Origin of the sequence: Arthrobacter sp. MYb227, from assembly GCF_002975435.1 — a bacterium.
Classification (GTDB): Bacteria; Actinomycetota; Actinomycetes; order Actinomycetales; family Micrococcaceae; genus Paeniglutamicibacter.
In genome coordinates this window covers 93769-110849 of sequence record NZ_PCPT01000010.1, presented here as the reverse complement: position 1 = coordinate 110849, position 17081 = coordinate 93769, and the positions used below count along the sequence as shown (strand labels likewise).

The following is a 17081-nucleotide window of genomic DNA, read 5'->3' as shown; positions in this document are numbered from 1 at the left end:
TCACCAGCGAGCTAGATGACTACATCCACTGGTATAACTATGAGCGAATCTCATTAACGCTGCAGTGCCTGAGCCCCTTGGAATATCGGGCTCAGGCACTCGCGGCATAGACTCTTACTTACCGAGTCCAACTTTCGGGGTCCAGTTCATATTGAAGACCCCCCCTACGCAAACAATGGGGGCGAGCAGGCCCACCATCGGTGAACCTACCCGCCCCCGCGCATGGGCAGTACTTACAACTTTTTAAAGCCGACGGTTAGCCAAAACCGGTAAGAATTCACGCACTTCTTCAATGCGACGTGCGGTGACATCCACTGTCACTAAGCCTTCTTCATCGTCATCCAAGAATTCGATGGGCACACCCATCGGGTCAAGTATCGCCGAGTGGCCAATCGTATGGCTCGAGCTGGTTCCGGCCGCCGCGACCCATACGGTATTTTCGATCGCTCGTGCTTTGAGCAACGTTTCCCAGTGATCGATCTTGTGCTCGCCCTTGAACCAGGCTGCGGCAACCAATAGAACATCGGCACCGGCGAGCGCCAAACGTCGAGAGATTTCAGGGAAGCGCAGGTCATAGCAGGTTAGGATGCCGAACTTGAGCTCACCAATTTCAATGACCGGGACGTTTTCTACAGGTCCTGCGGTGATCGTGTTTGATTCTTGGTAGGAGAATGCATCGTAAAGGTGAATCTTGCGGTAGGTGCCCAAGATTTTTCCATCCGCGCCCACGGCGGCAACCGTGTTGTAGGGGCGTGCGTCCCCGGAGTCCTCGTAGCCGCCGGCAACGATTGCTATCTGGTTTTCTGCCGCAATGAAGGAAAGCTGCTGCACAAATTTTGTCCAGTTACCTGCCACCGCATCCGCCAGTGATCCATCGACCTTGGAGACGGCGAGCATTGCTTCTTCGGGAAACAGCAGTAAATCAGAGCCTTCGGCATGGGCCTTGGCGGCAAGCCCGGCCATGGTCTCGAGGTTCTGGGCGACAGAGCCCGTGGGTGCAAATTGTCCGACACTGACCTTCATGACGGTTCCCTTTCGTTGCGGTCCTTTAGTCAAGCCTAGCGACTATCCCCCGTTTGGTGGATTCCCTATGCTCCTTGTTAGTCGTAGTGTGTGAAATATGACGGGGAAACATGACAGTAGATGGTTAGCTTTGGCAGTGCTTGCCGGCTCTCTGGCGATGATCGTTCTTGACGGAACCATCGTCGGGGTTTCTCTCCCGAGCATGATCGATGCCCTCGGCATGGACCTCACACAGGCCCAGTGGGTAAATTCGCTCTACTCGGTGGTGCTGGCCGCCTTGTTGATGACCGCTGGGCGGTTGGGAGATCGGATTGGCCGCCGCAAACTGCTGGCCATTGGCGTGACACTATTTGTGGCCGGCAGCCTGATTGCCGCAATGTCGCCAAACGCCGCAGCTTTGATTGGCGCCCGTGCTATACAAGGTATTGGCGGTGCAGCGGTTCTGCCCTCGACACTCTCGAGCGTCAACTCGATCTTCCGCGGCAAGGAACGCGCAGCTGCCTTTGGCGTCTGGGGTGCTGTGATGTCAGGTGCCGCGGCAATCGGCCCGCTACTTGGCGGTGCGTTTACTACCTACCTCGACTGGCGCTGGATCTTTTGGGTCAATCTTCCGCTAGGTCTGCTTGTACTCTGGGGCATCTGGAAAGTGGTTCCGGAAACAACTATTGAGCATAAGGAACGCGGCGTAGACGTTTTGGGCGTACTGCTCAGCGCCATCGGCTTTGGTTTGCTGGTCTTCGCGCTCATTGAGGGTCCAAGCTGGGGGTGGTGGACCCCGAAGACGGCGGCAAACATTGGCCCCTTCACGTGGCCCGCGGATGCTGCGCTTTCCTTGATCCCGGTCTTCGGCCTACTTGCCATTCTTTCCCTTGTGGCATTTGTGCTGTGGGAGTTGACCCGCAGTAAGAAGGGCCTGAGCACCCTGCTGGATCTTTCCCTGTTCTCCTACACGACGTTCTCGTGGGGCAACGCAACAGCAATGATGGTTGCCGTCGGTGAGTTTGGTTTGCTGTTGGTGCTGCCACTGTTCCTCATCAATGTGTTGGGCAACGACGCTATGGGGGCCGGGCTCATCCTCGCCGGTATGGCCGCCGGCGCGTTCCTCTCCGGAGCAATGGCCCGACACCTCGCCGCGCGGCTCGGCGCCGACCGGGTGGTGGTCCTGGGCCTAGGCATGGAAATTATCGGTGTTCTTGGTTTGGCTTGGATCCTGGGGATCGGCTCCCCACTGGTCCCGATGATCGCCCTGCTGGTCTTCTACGGCCTAGGTCTTGGACTGGCCTCGGCGCAGCTGACAAGCACTGTACTGCGGGATATCCCAACCGAGGCTTCGGGTCAGGGTTCGGCAACCCAAAGTACCTTGCGTCAGCTTGGCTCCGGCCTAGGTACGGCAATTGCCGGAAGTGTCTTGGCGATTGCCACAACACACGCGGCAACCACCTCGCTTAGCGCATTAAACATCAAAGGCCTAGATGCCGGCTCATGGGCGCAGAAACTTAGCGATTCCGCGGGCGGTATCATCCCGCAAATCCAGCATTCGCCCTCCATGTTCGGGCCACAAACTGCGCAAGTTACAAGAGCCATGACCGATGCCTTCACCTCCGGTGTGCAGGCGGCAATCATTGCTTCGGTGATTGCGTTGGTCATCGGCTGGTTGGGCTCGCTACAGGTGAGCCGGGCGGCCCGTGCCGCGGTACGCATCCAGTCCACCCACGAGGTCTAGGCATAGGGACTCGGGAGCCAGGCTCAGACCCCTAAGCCATTTTCAGTCGGTGCCTTCGGTTAACCGATCAAAATCAAAGCTTGGCAGCGTGGGAATACTAAAATCCATCGACGGCACCACGGGTGAGGGAACTACCGGTGCGAGCCGTGAATGATCAATGTGTTGCACGGGAGCTTCGAGATTATTTGAGGTAAATGACTCTCCAATAAAAAGCGAGATTCCCATGCTCATGATCAGGGCCGGGAAGATCAGATGTAGACCCAAATAATAGGCTCCTTGCATTCCCCCTGCGGCGCGCGCCATCCACCCAAATTTTGCCTTCGTTTTGAGGCTCTTGGACTTCGACCAGGGATTGTTCCCGCGCCCCATCCGCAGTACCCAGTACAGTAATTGCCAGCCTATCCCCAGCAGCCAGCCGGCGCCGATCAGCAACGCCATTCCGGTAGCCGCGGAGGCAAACTCCAGGCTAAAGCCAAGGCTCAGTACACAGACCAAACCCCACCAAAATCTTGGGCTATGTCCATCGATGAGCAGTCCAAAGCGGCGGTGTTTATAGCGCAGCTTGTCATGATCGGTAGCTTCGCCGCCGACGGGTGCCCCGGCAGATTTATGCAACAAAATTTCGCCAATAAATCCCGTCATTGCGCCGGCGCCCAGCAGTAATAGTCCGGGCACCTGGTTTTCCATCGGCGCTGCAATCACGGACCCTAGGCCGATGCCCAGAACCGAGGCTCCCAGCAGGTATATGCCGCGGCGTGCCGAGGAGTTGGTGCGTAGAATTTCGGCCGGGTAACCCGCGGGCATCCCGCTTGCCGCGCTACGATAATTCCGCCAACCAAGACCCGCAAAGAGCAGCATCAGGGCGAGGCTCACCAGTACACCCCAGAGTCCTTGCGCCATCGATAGTGAAAGCGCTGCAAAGATTGCATGCAACCATGGCAATCGCCCCAAGGACAGGAGCCTGAACAAGAAATGTTCGGATAATTCGTCCTGTGCTGTGGAATCCATCGGGTTCACAGCAAGCACCGAGCGCAGCACGTCGCTGCGCTCCCCCACAACTTTTTTAGCTCCGTCGATCTGGCCGGAGGCTACCAACAATGAACTGTTGTTGGGATCGATTTGAAGCCCGGTGCGCAAATATTCGTGAGCCAGCGAGGTCTTGCCGGATAGGTCAGCGATTAGCGCGGCCAAGCGATAATATTCTGGGTCCATCGGGTTCAGGTGCAACGCGTGGGCAATTGCATCTGCTGCCCGTTCGAGGTCATTTCGGCTCTGTGGTTTACCTCCATAGAGCACGGCGATCCAGTAGTGCCCTTGGGCTTCGGTGGGATCGACGACGACCAATTGGTGGGCGAGTTCTACGGCCCGCTCATGCTCGCCCGCATCATGGGCACAACAAATCAACAGGTTCAGTACCCGTGCGGAGTCGGGCTCTAATTGGGCGGCTTGCTGCGCCGCTGCTTGAGCATCAGCTACCCGATCCTGGGCCAGCAGGGCGAATCCAAAGATGATCCAAAAACGTGAATCGTCTCCAAGATGTTCTACTTGACCTGACACCAGATCTAAGGCTTCGGCGGGGCGCGAGGCCGCGTTAAGTCCTTGCACGCGGGCGTGCAATAGCTCGATGGTTATTGGTGTTGCCATGATGGTGGGCTAAAGCATCTTTCGAGCACGTAGGTAGCTGGCCAGCTCGTCATATCTGCCGTGTTCATTGGAGAAACGCACGACGTTACGGGCAGATTCAAGCCACGGCAGGGTGGAGGCCTTGACCTCGCTCAATGCCATTTCTAGGTGGCTCATATCCAAGGGAACCACCTGGTTTGCCTTGATGGAGGCCATCATTGCTTTCTCCGCGGCAGTCGTACACAGGTGTTCTAGATCGGCACCCGAGAGGTTCTCGGTGCGCTTGGTCAACGCGGGCAGATCAATTCCGGCAAGGGGTCGCTTGGCTAAGTGATAGCGCAAGATTGCGCTGCGGGCGCTGGCATCCGGCGGGGTAACAAGCACCGAACGGTCCAATCTGCCCGGGCGCAACAATGCCTCATCTAGATCCCACGGATGATTGGTTGCCGCAAGAATGTACAGGCCATCGTTGTTTCCGGCCATCGAATCCATTTCCAACAACAGTTGGTTCACCATTTGCCGCAGCCAGGATGCACCACCGGTGAGCGAGCCACGACGCATGCCCAGCGCATCGACCTCATCGAGGAAGAGCACCGTTGGCGTTTCGGCGCGCGCGGCATCAAATACCGCTTTGAGATTCTTTTCCGTCTGGCCCATATATGCCGAAAGTACGTCGGTCATCACCACAGACATGAACCGCGCGCCAAGCTCTCCGGCCACCGCACGAGCTAGAAAGGTTTTTCCGCAGCCCGGCGGCCCATAGAGCAGCAACCCGCCACGCAGTGATTTACCAAAAGCCTTGGCAATTTCGCTATGTCGCATGGGTGCTAGGAACGACTCTTCGAGGCGTTGTTTGACGTTTTTCAGTCCCCCAACATCTGCCAGGGTGATGACCGGAGCCTCGGGTTCGATGGAGGCAACACCCTCAACATCGGATCCCATGGCCACCGGTTCGGCGTTCACGAAGGGCGCCGGAACCGACTCCCCGAGTTCCCGGCTTGCCGCGTCCCAATCGAACTCGGCCGGGGTCGGTACGGCTTCCGTAGCTCCCTCAGCGACGTCGGGGTCTTGACTCGCTGGTGCCGCCGGCGCTTGCTGCACCGAGCCGGCCGGCGGAAGTCCTGTGAGGGATGCCGCAATCTTGCCCAGTAGCCCCAAGGCCCGCGGATCTCCTGGCTCCTGCTGAATCACGTGGTTGACCTCGGCAAGGGCCTCGGCGTTACGGTTTGCCGCGTGTAGTAGCTCGGCGACGTGCAGGCGCAGCGTCGTATCCTCTGGTGACACAGCAAGGGCGTGGCGCAGGCTGGTCAAAAGTTGTTCGTTCATACTCTTATCCAATCCGCACCACGCCCTCGCGTGTGCAGGTAATGCTAGTCGTTGATCAGATCGTGACGCACGATTGTCTGTTCACGATCCGGTCCAACACCAATGGCCGAGAAGCGGGTACCGCTCATGGCCTCGAGCGCCAGCACGTAGTTGCGTGCGTTCTCCGGAAGGTCTTCCATGGTGCGGGCCGTGGTGATGTCCTCGGTCCAGCCATCGAAGTATTCGAAGATCGGCTTGGCGTGGTGGAAGTCGGTCTGCGTCATCGGCATTTCGTCGTGGCGCACCCCGTCAACATCGTAGGCAACACATACCGGGATCTTCTCAATGTTCGAAAGCACATCGAGCTTGGTCACGAAGTAGTCGGTGAAGCCGTTGACGCGCGAGGCGTGGCGAGCCAAGACAGCGTCATACCAACCGCAACGACGTGGGCGACCGGTGTTGACACCAAATTCGCCACCCGTCTTCTGCAGGTATTCGCCCATGTCGTCGAACAGTTCGGTGGGGAACGGTCCGGCGCCAACACGGGTGGTGTAGGCCTTGATGATGCCGATCGACCGGCTAATGCGGGTCGGGCCGATGCCCGAGCCTACCGACGCACCACCGGCGGTGGGGTTCGAGGAGGTCACGAACGGGTAGGTTCCATGGTCGACATCCAAGAAGGTAGCCTGGCCGCCCTCCATGAGCACAACTTTGCCCTCATCGAGCGCGTTGTTAAGCATCAGGGTTGCGTCAACAACCATGGGGCGTAGACGCTCAGCGAAGGACAGGAAGTAGTTGACGATCTCGTCAACTTCGACGCCACGACGGTTGTAGACCTTGACCAGTAGCTGGTTTTTCTGGTGCAGGGCACCTTCAACCTTTTGGCGCAGGATTGACTCGTCAAAGACGTCCTGCACGCGGATGCCTAGGCGGCCGATCTTGTCCATGTAGGCAGGGCCAATGCCGCGTCCGGTGGTGCCAATGGCACGCTTACCTAGGAAGCGTTCGGTGACCTTGTCCATGGTCTGGTGGTACGGGGCCACCAGGTGTGCGTTTGCGGAAACACGCAGCTTAGAGGTATCCGCTCCGCGGGCCTCTAGCCCTTCGATTTCCTCGAAAAGCGCTTCAAGGTTTACTACACAGCCGTTGCCAATGATGGGTGTGGCGTTTGGCGAAAGAATGCCGGCGGGCAGGAGCTTGAGCTCATACTTTTCACCGCCGACGACAACTGTATGGCCTGCGTTGTTTCCACCGTTTGGCTTCACAACATAGTCGACCTGGCCACCCAAAAGGTCTGTGGCTTTGCCTTTGCCTTCGTCGCCCCACTGGGCTCCGACGATCACGATTGCTGGCATGGGATCCTCCCCCTTGCTCGGTTCAGCGCGGCCGGCACAATATGCCGGGTCCCGGCGGTGCCGGGCGCAGAAATGCCCCTCGTTCTTCGAATGCCCACGCATGGATCAGGAAGAACAGTAAGGGGCTCTTACGTCACGAGTTTACCCGATGAACCATCCCAGCGTTGATTCATGGTTTCTCAGCCTCGTCTTCGGGGTCAATTGCCGCAGATAATGCGGCGTTGGCCAGCTCTTCCCAGCGTTCAATCGAAGATTCGGGAACCGCCACCCAATCTTTGAAGGGCCGGCCTTGGCCCGAGGGGTCAAAGAGCTCCGCTCCGGGATGTTTCATGGCCTTGGCCATTGCCGCGCTGTCGCGGCCCACTTTGAACGCCATGGTGTCTTGAAGCAGGCAGGCAATTGCCTTGGATTCAAATTTCAGGGCGTCCTTGCCGAACATCTTGCCCGAGCTGACTCCCTCGCCGAGCAGCGCACGGCTGATCCGTTGGTACTCGGCCATTGCCCCTGGCGTTGGGAATTGAATACTCATGACCCCATCAAACCCCGCTTTAGTCGGTTCGTCGAGACATCAAGGGTGGCTGTTTTTCCCGACGGTTATTTTTTCTTCCTACGTTTCGGTTGTGTTCGCGGCCTTGCGCGACGCTCTCTTTTCACGCAACCACCACAGGGGAAGCAAGAACGTTCCCAATGCACTGATCAGCCACACCAGAAGTGTTCCAATGACCCAGGTACTCGCGCCCTCGATACTCAGGCCGGTGGAAAACAATTGCGCCACGAAAAGCGCCAATGCAGTTGCAACCAAGCCCACCCCGCCGAGGAATGCGGAGGCATATTTTCTGGCCATGGTTGCCACGAAGGGGGTAATAATCGATTGCACCAAGGTAAAAACCAATACAGCAACGATGAATCCCGAGATATGAAGGTTGAACCCGTCCAGGATCAAACTGGTTACCACCAGGCCAAGCGCCGAGGAAACCACAAAAATCGCGAGTCGAATCAGAAACCTAATCATATTCTTGAGTGTACGGCCCTCGTGCTGACTTGGGCAGCATCTTGGAGCCGAGTAATTTTGTGCTCAACATAGACTGGGGAACATGGCCCTGACTCGTGAACAACTAATTGATGCTGCCGTTAGCGTGCTTTCCGAATTCGGGTTGGCCGACCTCTCAATGCGTCGGCTAGCTCGCGAACTCGACGTCCAGGTGGGTGCGTTGTACTGGCATGTGAAGTCAAAGCAGGAGCTTCTTGTTGATGTTGCAGCGAAACTTTTGGGCAAGGTGCCGCAGCCAAGTATGCCGACGCGCCAGATGGCACCCCTTGCCATTGCGGCTTTGTTGGATCAACTGCGCAGTGCTTTGCTTACTATTCCGGATTCGGCCGAAGTCGTTCAATTGGCCCAAACCATGCGTCCGGAGGCGTTGGCCCCTCTTGGCTGGCTGCTGGAATTTCTAGAGCACGCAGGCATCCCCGCGGATCAAGCGCTCTATGCACGGCATCTATTGCTGAACCACCTACTGGGATCCATTGCAGCCCACCAAGAGGCAAGAGCCCTAGCCGAGGAACCCGATGCCGTCGCACACGCGGCAGGCTCGGGCCAGGAGGCCTTTGAGTACGGTATCCGGGTGATTCTTCAGGGGCTCGCCGTGGAGCACCCAGCCAGCGCCGAGTGACGCGCGAAATTTCGTCTTAAGGCAGTCTTGTGGGCCCTTATTCCCCCAGCCGTCCTCCGGATTCCTGCAAATAGCACGATCCGCAGAGCGATTCGTACCAAACCTCATCCCCATCGATGGCCACCTGGTCACCGTCGAAAATGATTTTGTCTCCCACCCTGCGCGTATTGAACACTGCCTTGCGTCCACAACGGCAAATGGTTTTCAGTTCTTCAAGAGAATGCGCAATTTCCAGCAAGCGCCGCGACCCTGGGAATGCGTTGGTACGAAAGTCCGACCGAATCCCGTAAGCGAGTACCGGGACATCATCAAGTATCGCAATGCGGAACAGGTCGTCTACCTGGCTGGCGGTAAGGAATTGCGCCTCGTCAACCAAGAGGCAAGCCACCGGCGGAGCATCAACGTGTTGTAGCAGCGCATCAGGATCATCCCCGGCGGCATGGCTGGTAAAGAGTTCGCGAGCATTAGCGCCCGGTGGAATCAAGAAATCAACGTTTCGACTCATGCCCAAACGCGAAATAATGCTTGATTCACCCTTGGTATCGATCCCTGGCTTGGCAAGTAACACCCGCTGACCACGTTCCTCGTAATTAAACGCGGTCTGCATTAAACCCGTTGATTTACCCGAGTTCATTGCTCCATAGCGGAAGTAAAGCTTCGCCACATCGTTCCTTTCGTGTTGGGCACCGAGGACGATTGTATGTGCTGGGCTACGGCGACGGGCACCTGGCTGGGCAAAGTCCCGCACAACTCACACCTGAACCGCCGCTCAAGTGTCATCACACGCGAGCGACCCACCCAGCACGAAAAGTTAGAAACGATTTCCGTCAGGAACTATCTATGGGTCGTTTTCGGGTCGCTTGGTGAAATCGGTATTGAGAGCAACGAGGAGCACGCTTCGGAACCTGGAATGCACATGCGCCCTTCTGCATTCCAGGCACCAGAGACTTACTGGCAAAGCTCTTTGTGTGAAAGTTCCCTAGGTGACCGCGTTGCGGTTCTTATAGGCCGGAACATCCCAGGCCTGGGTCTCAAGGATGTCGCGCAGGATTTCCACCGCGTCCCAAATCTCGGTGTAGGACAGGTAGAGCGGGGTGATACCAAAGCGCAGCACCTCGGGTTCGCGGTAGTCTCCGATGACGCCGCGGTCGATCAGTGCCTGAATAATCGCGTAGCCCTCCGGGTGTCGGAAGCTGACGTGGCTGCCGCGATCGGCATGATTTTCCGGGGTAATCAGTTCAAGCCCGAACTCTCCACAGCGTTCATTGACCAAAGAAATAAACAGGTCGGTGAGTGCCAATGATTTGGCACGAACGAGTTCCATGTCTGCGGCGAGAGAAACGTCGAGCCCGCATTCAACCATGGCCATTGAGGCGATGGGCTGGGTGCCACAGAGGAAACGGCGCACGTCGTTGGCCGCCGTGTAGGAGTCTGTCATCTCGAATGGGGCGGCGTGGGACCACCATCCGGTGAGCGGCTGCCAGAAGCGTCCTTGGTGGCGTGCGTTAACCCAGATAAAGGCCGGGGAGCCCGGTCCACCGTTGAGGTACTTATAGGTGCAGCCCACCGCGTAATCGGCATTTGAACCGTTCAGATCCACAGGAACCGCACCAGCTGCATGGGCAAGGTCCCAAATCACTAGTGCGCCTGCGGCATGCGCTTGGTCCGTCACTGCGTGCATGTCCCACATGGCACCGGTGCGGTAGTTCACATGGGATAGTGCCAGGACCGCCACCGAATCATCCAGGGCATCCTCCAGCGAGAGGGTCTCGTCGATCAGCCGGACCTCGTAGTGTTCTCCGGTTTCTTCCTTCACGGAGTTCAGGAAGTCGCTGATGCCCTCGGCGATGTAAATATCGGTGGGGAAATTGTCGCGTTCACTCAGGATCACTCGACGCCCCGGGGCATCTTGCTGTTGAATGCGTACGGTGGAGGCAATGGCTTTGAAAAGGTTCAGGCTGGTGGTGTCGGTGACTACCGTTTCCCCGTCATTGCCACCAATGAGCTTGGACAGCTTGTCGCCCAGTCGGCTGGGCATTTCAAACCAGCCCGCAGTATTCCATGAGCGAATGAGCCCCTGGGCCCATTCGTTGTTGATGACCTCCGCGGCACGCTCTGCTGCTCCCAACGGGAGCGGGCCCAAGGAATTTCCATCAAGGTAAATGATTCCTTCAGGCAGCGAAAAATGGTCACGGAACGAGGCAAGCACATCATTCTTGTCTTTTTCAATCAGGTTTTCGCGGGCGGTGCTAAGTGCGGGGATGCTCATGGAGACGTACGTGTCCTTCTTCAACATTGATGAACCTAGTAGGCGTTCTGAACTCTTGGACGCCTTCTGGCCAATCATAGAATTATTCAGCTTTAGATTGATAGTATGCTGAATAACTGCACAAAAATTGGGAGAAAATTCGTGCTCAATTCGGAATCAATCAAAAATCATCAGCAGCAGATGAACACTGTTCGACTGGATGATACGGATCTGACGATCCTTCGAGAACTCAGCAAGGATGCGCGAACACCCAATAATTTGTTGGCTTCGCGTGCAGGAATTGCACCTTCAACGTGTTTGGGTCGCGTTCGGGCGCTGCAAGAGGCAGGTGTTATCAGGGGATTTCATGCGGACATTGATCCAAGAATGTTGGGCCTGCAGGTGAGCGCCATGGTCTCCGTGATGATCCGTCCTGATTACAGGCACGAAATGCTCAACGCTGCCCGAATACTCCAAGGATTACCGGAAGTACAAGACGTTTTTGTACTCGGCGGAACTCCCGACATTCTGGTTCACGTCATTTGCCGATCCGTTGAAGACCTGCGAGATTTCGTTGCTAAACATTTGGGTGCCAAGGCTGCGTTCGCTTCAACCCAAACAAACTTGGTCTTCGAACATCTCACGCCCGAAACTTCATCCAACTCCTAGCTGCAAAACACCCATGGTGCTTATGGTGCGGATTGCGCGTAGTCCCGTAGTGCCGTGAGGGTGCTGGATTCAGATTCTGCAATTGATGCCAAGAGCTCCGCTGCTTGGGTTTCCAACTCTTCGGCAAGTTGGACCGAAATGACCAACCGCACTACACACTGCTCCGAAGATTCGGCAAGTTCATAGGCGTAGGAAACTACAACATCACCGCTACCTGCGGTGAGCGTGAGGCTATGCTCCTCAACCAATTCGGAGATCACCAGCTGACGCTCGTGAGCCCCGGAACGGTAGTCAAGTACTGTTCCGGGGCTTGTGAGCTGTTCGGCTTCCATTGAGTCAACGCCCGGCATCCATTGCGGGGCGGCAACCCAGTCGGTGAGCAATTCCCACACCCGCGAAACGGGAAGGTGAATAAGCTCCTGGATATTCAAGGCTTCTAACCGTGTCATGGCCGAATCGTGTCACGAACTGGCCCGAAATGAAACGGTTAGTGCTTGCGTGTCTTGCGGCGCAGGCCCAAGGCCAGCACACCTCCACCAACCAGGAGCACACCGGCACCACCCATGAGCAGCGTTCCGTCGGTTCCGGTCACTGCCAACTGATCCTTCTTGGCCTGGACTACGGGTTTGACGACAGCCTCAACGACTGGCTTCTTATCCACCACAGGCTTGATATTGCCTGCTGGCTTGATCTCGGGCTTGATCTCGGGCTTGGGCTTTACCGGAGGCGTAGTTTCTGCTTCAGCCTGGTCTTTGGTCCAGTCAGCAACATCGAAACCTTGGGCTCTCAGTTCTGCGGCCATTCCGTTGTAGGCTTCCATGGCCCATTCCTCATTGCCGCCGAAGAGATCAAGCAGGTAGTCCTTTAGCTCTTTGAGGTACACGTCCTCTTGGGTATCCATGAAATCGATAACGATATCGACAATATCGTTGAACTCTTCAGTATCTAGCAGGCCTTCGAGGACGGCGTCGGTAAACCCTTGACCCTCTTCGGTTTCCATGAATTCCAACCACTGCTCCTCGGTCCAGTTTTCCGAGCCAGGTGGCATTTCGAGGCCCTCGAAGAACTCATCGAAGGTGAGCATCGCATCGATCTCGGCGTCGCTGCCCGACTCAGTTCCGTCGTCTGCTTCATCCGAAGATTCTGTAGCCGTGGGCACTGGACTTTCGGAAGTGGCCGGAGCCAGCGAGGCATCAGTGCCTGCAGGCGTGTTGGTTGTGTCGGCGTTACCGTTCTCTGGAGTCGCGCCGGTGTCGGAGCTGTCGGTAGCTGACTCATCCGTGCTGGCGGTCGTCTGCGCATCGGCATTTTCGGCGTTCTGGGCCAGATCTTCACCAGTTGAGGGCTGTGCTGCTTGATCGAGTTCCGCTGAACTTGAGCTCGACTCGTTTGAAGCATCATCATTTTCGGCGTTTACCGAGTCATCCACCACGACAGGAGTTTGCTCGTCTGCATCTACGATGTCGCCAGCAGGCGGCGCATCCTGCGAGAGCGGATCGGATTCCGGCGCAACGTGCTCTGGGCTCTTCACTGGGGCTGGCGGTGCAGGTTCCTGAGCAAGGGGAACATCATCAGTAGAACCAGCGTCATGTGCTGGTTCCGTTGTCTCGATCTTAGTTTCGAGCGCGGTGCTGTCCCCCACGATGGGAGCTGCATATGCAGGTGCATTGGAAAGTAGCAGCCCAGAGGCAACAGCCGTGCTTAGCAGGGCTGTACGAATTTTAGAGGCCATGGTGGTCCTGTCCCAAGAGTGTGTAAATGAATTGGGTGTTACGGGCTTGGGCTCTAAGCGCAGGCGAGGGCCGGCAAAAGTACCCATGAATGTCGAGGTGCGAAAACGACGTTGAAACTCAATCTATTGCACTGCGCACTTTTCGACCAGTCACGATTTGAATACAAATCCTGGCCCGGTTAAAAACCGTGGGCCGTTCATACCTCATGAGGAGGATATGAACGGCCCACGGTGGGTACGCCCGGAGGACGAATTTAGTTCGCTACTATGCTTCGATTCCAGCTACGGCCAGCGGATCCGAATCATTAAGGAAACGAGAAATACGGTCAACTTCTTCTGCCTCGCCAATGGCCGCAGCGGCACGCTGTAGAGCGTAGAGCGAGCGTAGGAAGCCACGGTTGGGTTCGTGGCGCCACGGCACCGGACCCTGTCCGCGCCAACCGGCCTTGCGCAAGGCATCAAGGCCGCGGTGGTAGCCAACGCGTGCATACGCGTAGGACTCAACAACGTGGCCCTCTGAATGCGCCTCATCGGCAAGCAGTGCCCATCCCAGCGAGGATGATGGGAAGGCTGCTGCAATGTCCACCGCTTCATCGCCAGCGGCCAGACGAGCGTTGACTTCTACGTCTTCTGGCAACAGGGTCTCGGGGATGCCTAACAGATTGGATCCAATATTGGACATATTTACTTCAAGCTCTTTCCTGCAGAACCAAGCTGGTTTGCTGCTTCAACGATGCGGGCTGCCATTGACTCTTCGGCCTTGGCACCCCAGACACGTGGGTCATAGGTCTTCTTGTTGCCAATGTCGCCATCGACCTTCAGCACACCGTCGTAATTGGCAAGCATGTGGCCAGCCACCGGACGAGTGAATGCGTACTGGGTGTCGGTATCGATGTTCATCTTGATAACTCCGTAGGCAACCGCGTCGGCGATTTCCTGATCCGAGGAGCCCGAACCGCCGTGGAAGACCAGGTCAAATGGGTTTGTCTTGCCAAGCTTGGCACCAACCTGTTCCTGGATATCCTTGAGCAGTTCCGGACGCAGCTTCACGTTGCCCGGCTTGTAGATGCCGTGCACGTTGCCGAAGGTCAGCGCGGTGATGTAGCGGCCATTTTCGCCGGTGCCAAGGGCTGCGATGGTTGCCAGAGCATCCTCAACGGTGGAGTACAGCTTGTCGTTGATTGCGTTTTCCACGCCGTCTTCTTCTCCGCCGACGGCGCCAATTTCAACTTCGAGGATCTGCTTGGCTGCGTGGGTACGCGGCAGCAGTTCGGCAGCGATACGCAGGTTTTCTTCGAGAGTCTCCGCGGAGCCGTCCCACATGTGGGAGTTGAAGAATGGATTGCGACCCGCAGCAACCTCTGCCTCCGATGCTGCAAGTAGCGGCAAGACGAAATCGTCGAGCTTGTCCGCCGGGCAGTGGTCAGTGTGCAGGGCAATGTTCACGCCGTAACCCTTGGCAACTTCGCGAGCGAAAGCTGCGAAGGCCAAAGAGCCGGTGACCATGTTCTTGATGGAGGAACCCGACCAGTAGGCTGCGCCACCGGTGGAAACCTGAATGATTCCGTCGGATTCTGCTTCAGCGAAGCCGCGAAGTGCGGCATTCAAGGTCTGCGACGACGTCACGTTGACTGCGGGGAAGGCGTAGCCGCCGGCCTTCGCAGAATCAATCATTGCGTTGTATTGTTCCGGGGATGCGATGGGCATACTGACTCCTGTGTAGATAAGGAATGTGTGGGGAGTAGACCTCGTTGGCTACTCCCATCCTAGCTACTTGTGGGATGGATCGCTGACGAGATGACGGGAAGCCATAAACTCATGTCGCACGACCCACCAACAAATCGGTCATCTTAGGAACGGGTTTCGACGCATTTCTCGTGGAACTTATTCCTTGGATTCGGAGTCTTTGGCCGCCGGGCCTTGAATTGTCTTGGCTTCCACGGATTTAGCTGCTGGCTTTTCTGGCGTTGCCGGATCATGGGCCAGTAAGTCAGCGGGATCTTGAGAATCGGGTCCAGTGACGGCCTGTTTGGCAGCCTCGGCTGCGGGGGCCTCCATTTGATCCGCGGTGATGCTCAAGGGCGCTGCTTTTGCCGTTTTCAAAGCCATCTTTGTTTCAAGTGCCTGATCCGCAGCTGCTTCTTTCTTCTTTTCAAGCTTCGGTGCCTGTGAGACCTGCTTCTGGGCAACCTTGCTTGGTGTTTGACTGCTCGGTGCTGGGACCTGCTGATTTTTCGGCGCTACCGAGGCAGCAGAAGATCCGGCTGCTGCTTTATCTGTAGGAGTTGCAGCATGTTGTTGCTGTGTTGTTGCTTTTGTTTCTGCACTAGGGGCTTTCGTTGTCTTGGGCGGAGCAACAGTAGGCGTTGCGCTCTCTGGACTCGGAGAGGATTCCGGTGTCGGTTTAGGACTTGGTTTGACTTCCGGAACGGGCTTATCGCTCGGTTTAACAACAGGTATTGGCTTGGGAATTGGTTTGGGCTCCGGAACGGGCTTATCGCTCGGCTTAGCAACAGGTGTTGGCGTTGGCTTGTGTTCGGCGGGCTTGACCGGCTTGGGCTTGTGAGGCTTTGCGGGTGCCACTACTTCCGACTTCGGTGGTTTGACCTTGGGAGTTTCGGGCTTCTCCACTCGTGTTGGTTCCGGCTTTTCGGCATGCACTTTGGCCGGTGATTCAGAGTTCTGATGCGTTGGTTCGACCTTGTCCTTGGGTTTTGTAGGAATCACCAATTCCAGATCGTATATTCCTTGAGTGCCAGGGCGCGGCCTTCCAGCATTACGAATAGGTTCAGCTGTAATAGTTGTATTGCGTGAATTGATGAATGGGTTTGGTTGGCCCGGGATAGCGGGCAGAAAATTACGTGGGTCGTTCCATTTCCCATTAATAATTACCTCAAAATGCACATGGCACCCGGTGGAATTACCTGTGGTGCCGCTCAGTGCAATGAGCTGACCCTGTTTGACTACATCCCCGACTTTGGCAATCAACTTTGAGTTATGGCTGTAACCGGTCCGAACCGAGTTCCCGTGGTCGATTGTCACCCGCATACCCGAGTGTCCGGCCCAAGCCGATTGGATTACCGTTCCATCTTCTGTTGCAACAACCGGGGACCCGCAGGCAATTGAGTAGTCTTGCCCGATGTGAATTTGTGTGCCGCTGCCTGTCGGATTATTCCTCCACCCGTAAGGGCTCGTGATATGTCGAGAAGACACCGGATGAATCAGCTGCAAATTTCCCGGAAGTGCGCTAAGTGCACCGGCACTTTGGCCGAGGGGAAATGATGCACGACGCGCTATAAATGTTGTTTCTAGTCCGTTTGACTGACCCGGCACTGTCGTCGAAGTATCTTGCTCGTTGCGCAGGCCTTGATTACTGCGCAGGCCCACAATACTTTTAGTTCTTTCAGAGAGTTCTTGCTCAAGACTCGTGCTAGTGAATTCCAACGATTCCCAGTTGATTGCATCAACGCCGCTGAGCAATGCGACACTTACTGGTTCAACATAAGAGACGGCCATCAGTTGTTCTGGTTGCGATTCGCTGTGAACCGATTGTAGAGCGGTCGCACCGAGTCCCGGCGCACCAGTTAATGCAAGGGCAGCACTGATTCCAACACCAAGAGCCGCAACGCGTTTGCTCGTGCGTTTATGGCGTTTCTTTGCATACCTGCCAGAAACACGGTTGACTTGGTGTTTTTTCAAGGTCAACTCCCCCATTTTCGCATGTAACCGTCCG

The 17081-nt window shown here is 56.5% G+C and carries 17 protein-coding genes; 4 read left to right on the top strand and 13 right to left on the bottom strand.

The features are described 5' to 3' along the window. On the top strand, positions 1–110 hold a 110-nt coding region (locus CQ018_RS16310; protein WP_146111934.1), incomplete at its 5' end, for an IS3 family transposase. Between the two features lie 133 nt (positions 111–243). Here CQ018_RS16310 and CQ018_RS16305 read toward each other — a convergent pair. After that, entirely contained in the window at positions 244–1023 is a 780-nt protein-coding gene (locus CQ018_RS16305) for a carbon-nitrogen hydrolase family protein (protein WP_105551074.1), read from the bottom strand. Positions 1024–1120: 97 nt separating this feature from the next. On the opposite strand from CQ018_RS16305, the gene CQ018_RS16300 reads away from it, so the two are divergent. Next, a complete protein-coding gene (locus CQ018_RS16300; protein WP_105551073.1) occupies positions 1121–2746 on the top strand; it encodes a DHA2 family efflux MFS transporter permease subunit in 1626 nt (541 codons plus the stop codon). A 42-nt stretch (positions 2747–2788) separates the two neighbouring features. On the opposite strand, the gene CQ018_RS16295 is transcribed toward CQ018_RS16300, so the two are convergent. The 5 genes from CQ018_RS16295 to CQ018_RS16275 all read right to left on the bottom strand — a co-directional run bounded on the left by CQ018_RS16295 (position 2789) and on the right by CQ018_RS16275 (position 8041). Beyond that, complete coding sequence (locus tag CQ018_RS16295) at positions 2789–4390, bottom strand: lipopolysaccharide assembly protein LapB (RefSeq protein WP_105551072.1); 1602 nt, start codon at positions 4388–4390, stop codon at positions 2789–2791. Between the two features lie 9 nt (positions 4391–4399). Next, positions 4400–5695 carry an AAA family ATPase gene (locus tag CQ018_RS16290; RefSeq protein WP_105551071.1) on the bottom strand — a complete coding sequence of 432 codons (1296 nt, stop codon included), beginning with the start codon at positions 5693–5695 and terminating at the stop codon, positions 4400–4402. 44 nt (positions 5696–5739) lie between these two features. Continuing rightward, complete coding sequence (locus CQ018_RS16285) at positions 5740–7029, bottom strand: adenylosuccinate synthase (RefSeq protein ID WP_105551070.1); 1290 nt, start codon at positions 7027–7029, stop codon at positions 5740–5742. Positions 7030–7198: 169 nt separating this feature from the next. Beyond that, positions 7199–7558 carry a hypothetical protein gene (locus CQ018_RS16280; protein ID WP_219844073.1) on the bottom strand — a complete coding sequence of 120 codons (360 nt, stop codon included), beginning with the start codon at positions 7556–7558 and terminating at the stop codon, positions 7199–7201. A 78-nt stretch (positions 7559–7636) separates the two neighbouring features. After that, positions 7637–8041, bottom strand: coding sequence for a phage holin family protein (locus tag CQ018_RS16275; RefSeq protein ID WP_105551068.1), 405 nt, complete (start codon positions 8039–8041; stop codon positions 7637–7639). Positions 8042–8123: 82 nt separating this feature from the next. On the opposite strand from CQ018_RS16275, the gene CQ018_RS16270 reads away from it, so the two are divergent. Continuing rightward, positions 8124–8699 (top strand): TetR family transcriptional regulator, encoded by a 576-nt coding sequence (locus tag CQ018_RS16270; RefSeq protein WP_105551067.1) that lies wholly within the window; start codon positions 8124–8126, stop codon positions 8697–8699. A 37-nt stretch (positions 8700–8736) separates the two neighbouring features. Here CQ018_RS16270 and CQ018_RS16265 read toward each other — a convergent pair whose 3' ends face one another. Together CQ018_RS16265 and kynU are read right to left on the bottom strand one after the other, a co-directional pair. Then, positions 8737–9363 carry a thymidine kinase gene (locus tag CQ018_RS16265; RefSeq protein ID WP_105551066.1) on the bottom strand — a complete coding sequence of 209 codons (627 nt, stop codon included), beginning with the start codon at positions 9361–9363 and terminating at the stop codon, positions 8737–8739. Between the two features lie 315 nt (positions 9364–9678). Then, a complete protein-coding gene (kynU, locus tag CQ018_RS16260; protein WP_258142661.1) occupies positions 9679–10995 on the bottom strand; it encodes a kynureninase in 1317 nt (438 codons plus the stop codon). Positions 10996–11109: 114 nt separating this feature from the next. Between kynU and CQ018_RS16255 the strand changes: the two genes are divergently transcribed. Beyond that, complete coding sequence (locus tag CQ018_RS16255) at positions 11110–11616, top strand: Lrp/AsnC family transcriptional regulator (protein ID WP_219844072.1); 507 nt, start codon at positions 11110–11112, stop codon at positions 11614–11616. Between the two features lie 20 nt (positions 11617–11636). Here the strand turns inward: CQ018_RS16255 and CQ018_RS16250 are convergent, their stop codons facing one another. From CQ018_RS16250 to CQ018_RS16230, 5 genes are all read right to left on the bottom strand, one after another. Further along, positions 11637–12065, bottom strand: a complete 429-nt coding sequence (locus CQ018_RS16250; protein WP_105551064.1) for an SRPBCC family protein — start codon at positions 12063–12065, stop codon at positions 11637–11639. 38 nt (positions 12066–12103) lie between these two features. Beyond that, entirely contained in the window at positions 12104–13348 is a 1245-nt protein-coding gene (locus tag CQ018_RS16245) for a hypothetical protein (RefSeq protein ID WP_105551063.1), read from the bottom strand. A gap of 265 nt (positions 13349–13613) precedes the next feature. Further along, entirely contained in the window at positions 13614–14030 is a 417-nt protein-coding gene (locus CQ018_RS16240; RefSeq protein WP_105551062.1) for a DUF3151 domain-containing protein, read from the bottom strand. Positions 14031–14032: 2 nt separating this feature from the next. After that, on the bottom strand, positions 14033–15055 hold the full coding sequence (gene fbaA / locus CQ018_RS16235; RefSeq protein ID WP_105551061.1) for a class II fructose-bisphosphate aldolase: 1023 nt from the start codon (positions 15053–15055) through the stop codon (positions 14033–14035). Between the two features lie 177 nt (positions 15056–15232). Then, complete coding sequence (locus CQ018_RS16230) at positions 15233–17047, bottom strand: peptidoglycan DD-metalloendopeptidase family protein (protein ID WP_181149932.1); 1815 nt, start codon at positions 17045–17047, stop codon at positions 15233–15235. Positions 17048–17081: the final 34 nt, after the last annotated feature.

Coding starts and splice junctions, on each gene's coding strand:
- CQ018_RS16305 (WP_105551074.1), bottom strand. CDS start 1,023: ATGAAGGTCAGTGTCGGACAATTTGCACCCACGGGCTCTGTCGCCCAG.
- CQ018_RS16300 (WP_105551073.1), top strand. CDS start 1,121: ATGACGGGGAAACATGACAGTAGATGGTTAGCTTTGGCAGTGCTTGCC.
- CQ018_RS16295 (WP_105551072.1), bottom strand. CDS start 4,390: ATGGCAACACCAATAACCATCGAGCTATTGCACGCCCGCGTGCAAGGA.
- CQ018_RS16290 (WP_105551071.1), bottom strand. CDS start 5,695: ATGAACGAACAACTTTTGACCAGCCTGCGCCACGCCCTTGCTGTGTCA.
- CQ018_RS16285 (WP_105551070.1), bottom strand. CDS start 7,029: ATGCCAGCAATCGTGATCGTCGGAGCCCAGTGGGGCGACGAAGGCAAA.
- CQ018_RS16280 (WP_219844073.1), bottom strand. CDS start 7,558: ATGAGTATTCAATTCCCAACGCCAGGGGCAATGGCCGAGTACCAACGG.
- CQ018_RS16275 (WP_105551068.1), bottom strand. CDS start 8,041: ATGATTAGGTTTCTGATTCGACTCGCGATTTTTGTGGTTTCCTCGGCG.
- CQ018_RS16270 (WP_105551067.1), top strand. CDS start 8,124: ATGGCCCTGACTCGTGAACAACTAATTGATGCTGCCGTTAGCGTGCTT.
- kynU (WP_258142661.1), bottom strand. CDS start 10,995: ATGTTGAAGAAGGACACGTACGTCTCCATGAGCATCCCCGCACTTAGC.
- CQ018_RS16250 (WP_105551064.1), bottom strand. CDS start 12,065: ATGACACGGTTAGAAGCCTTGAATATCCAGGAGCTTATTCACCTTCCC.
- CQ018_RS16245 (WP_105551063.1), bottom strand. CDS start 13,348: ATGGCCTCTAAAATTCGTACAGCCCTGCTAAGCACGGCTGTTGCCTCT.
- CQ018_RS16240 (WP_105551062.1), bottom strand. CDS start 14,030: ATGTCCAATATTGGATCCAATCTGTTAGGCATCCCCGAGACCCTGTTG.
- fbaA (WP_105551061.1), bottom strand. CDS start 15,055: ATGCCCATCGCATCCCCGGAACAATACAACGCAATGATTGATTCTGCG.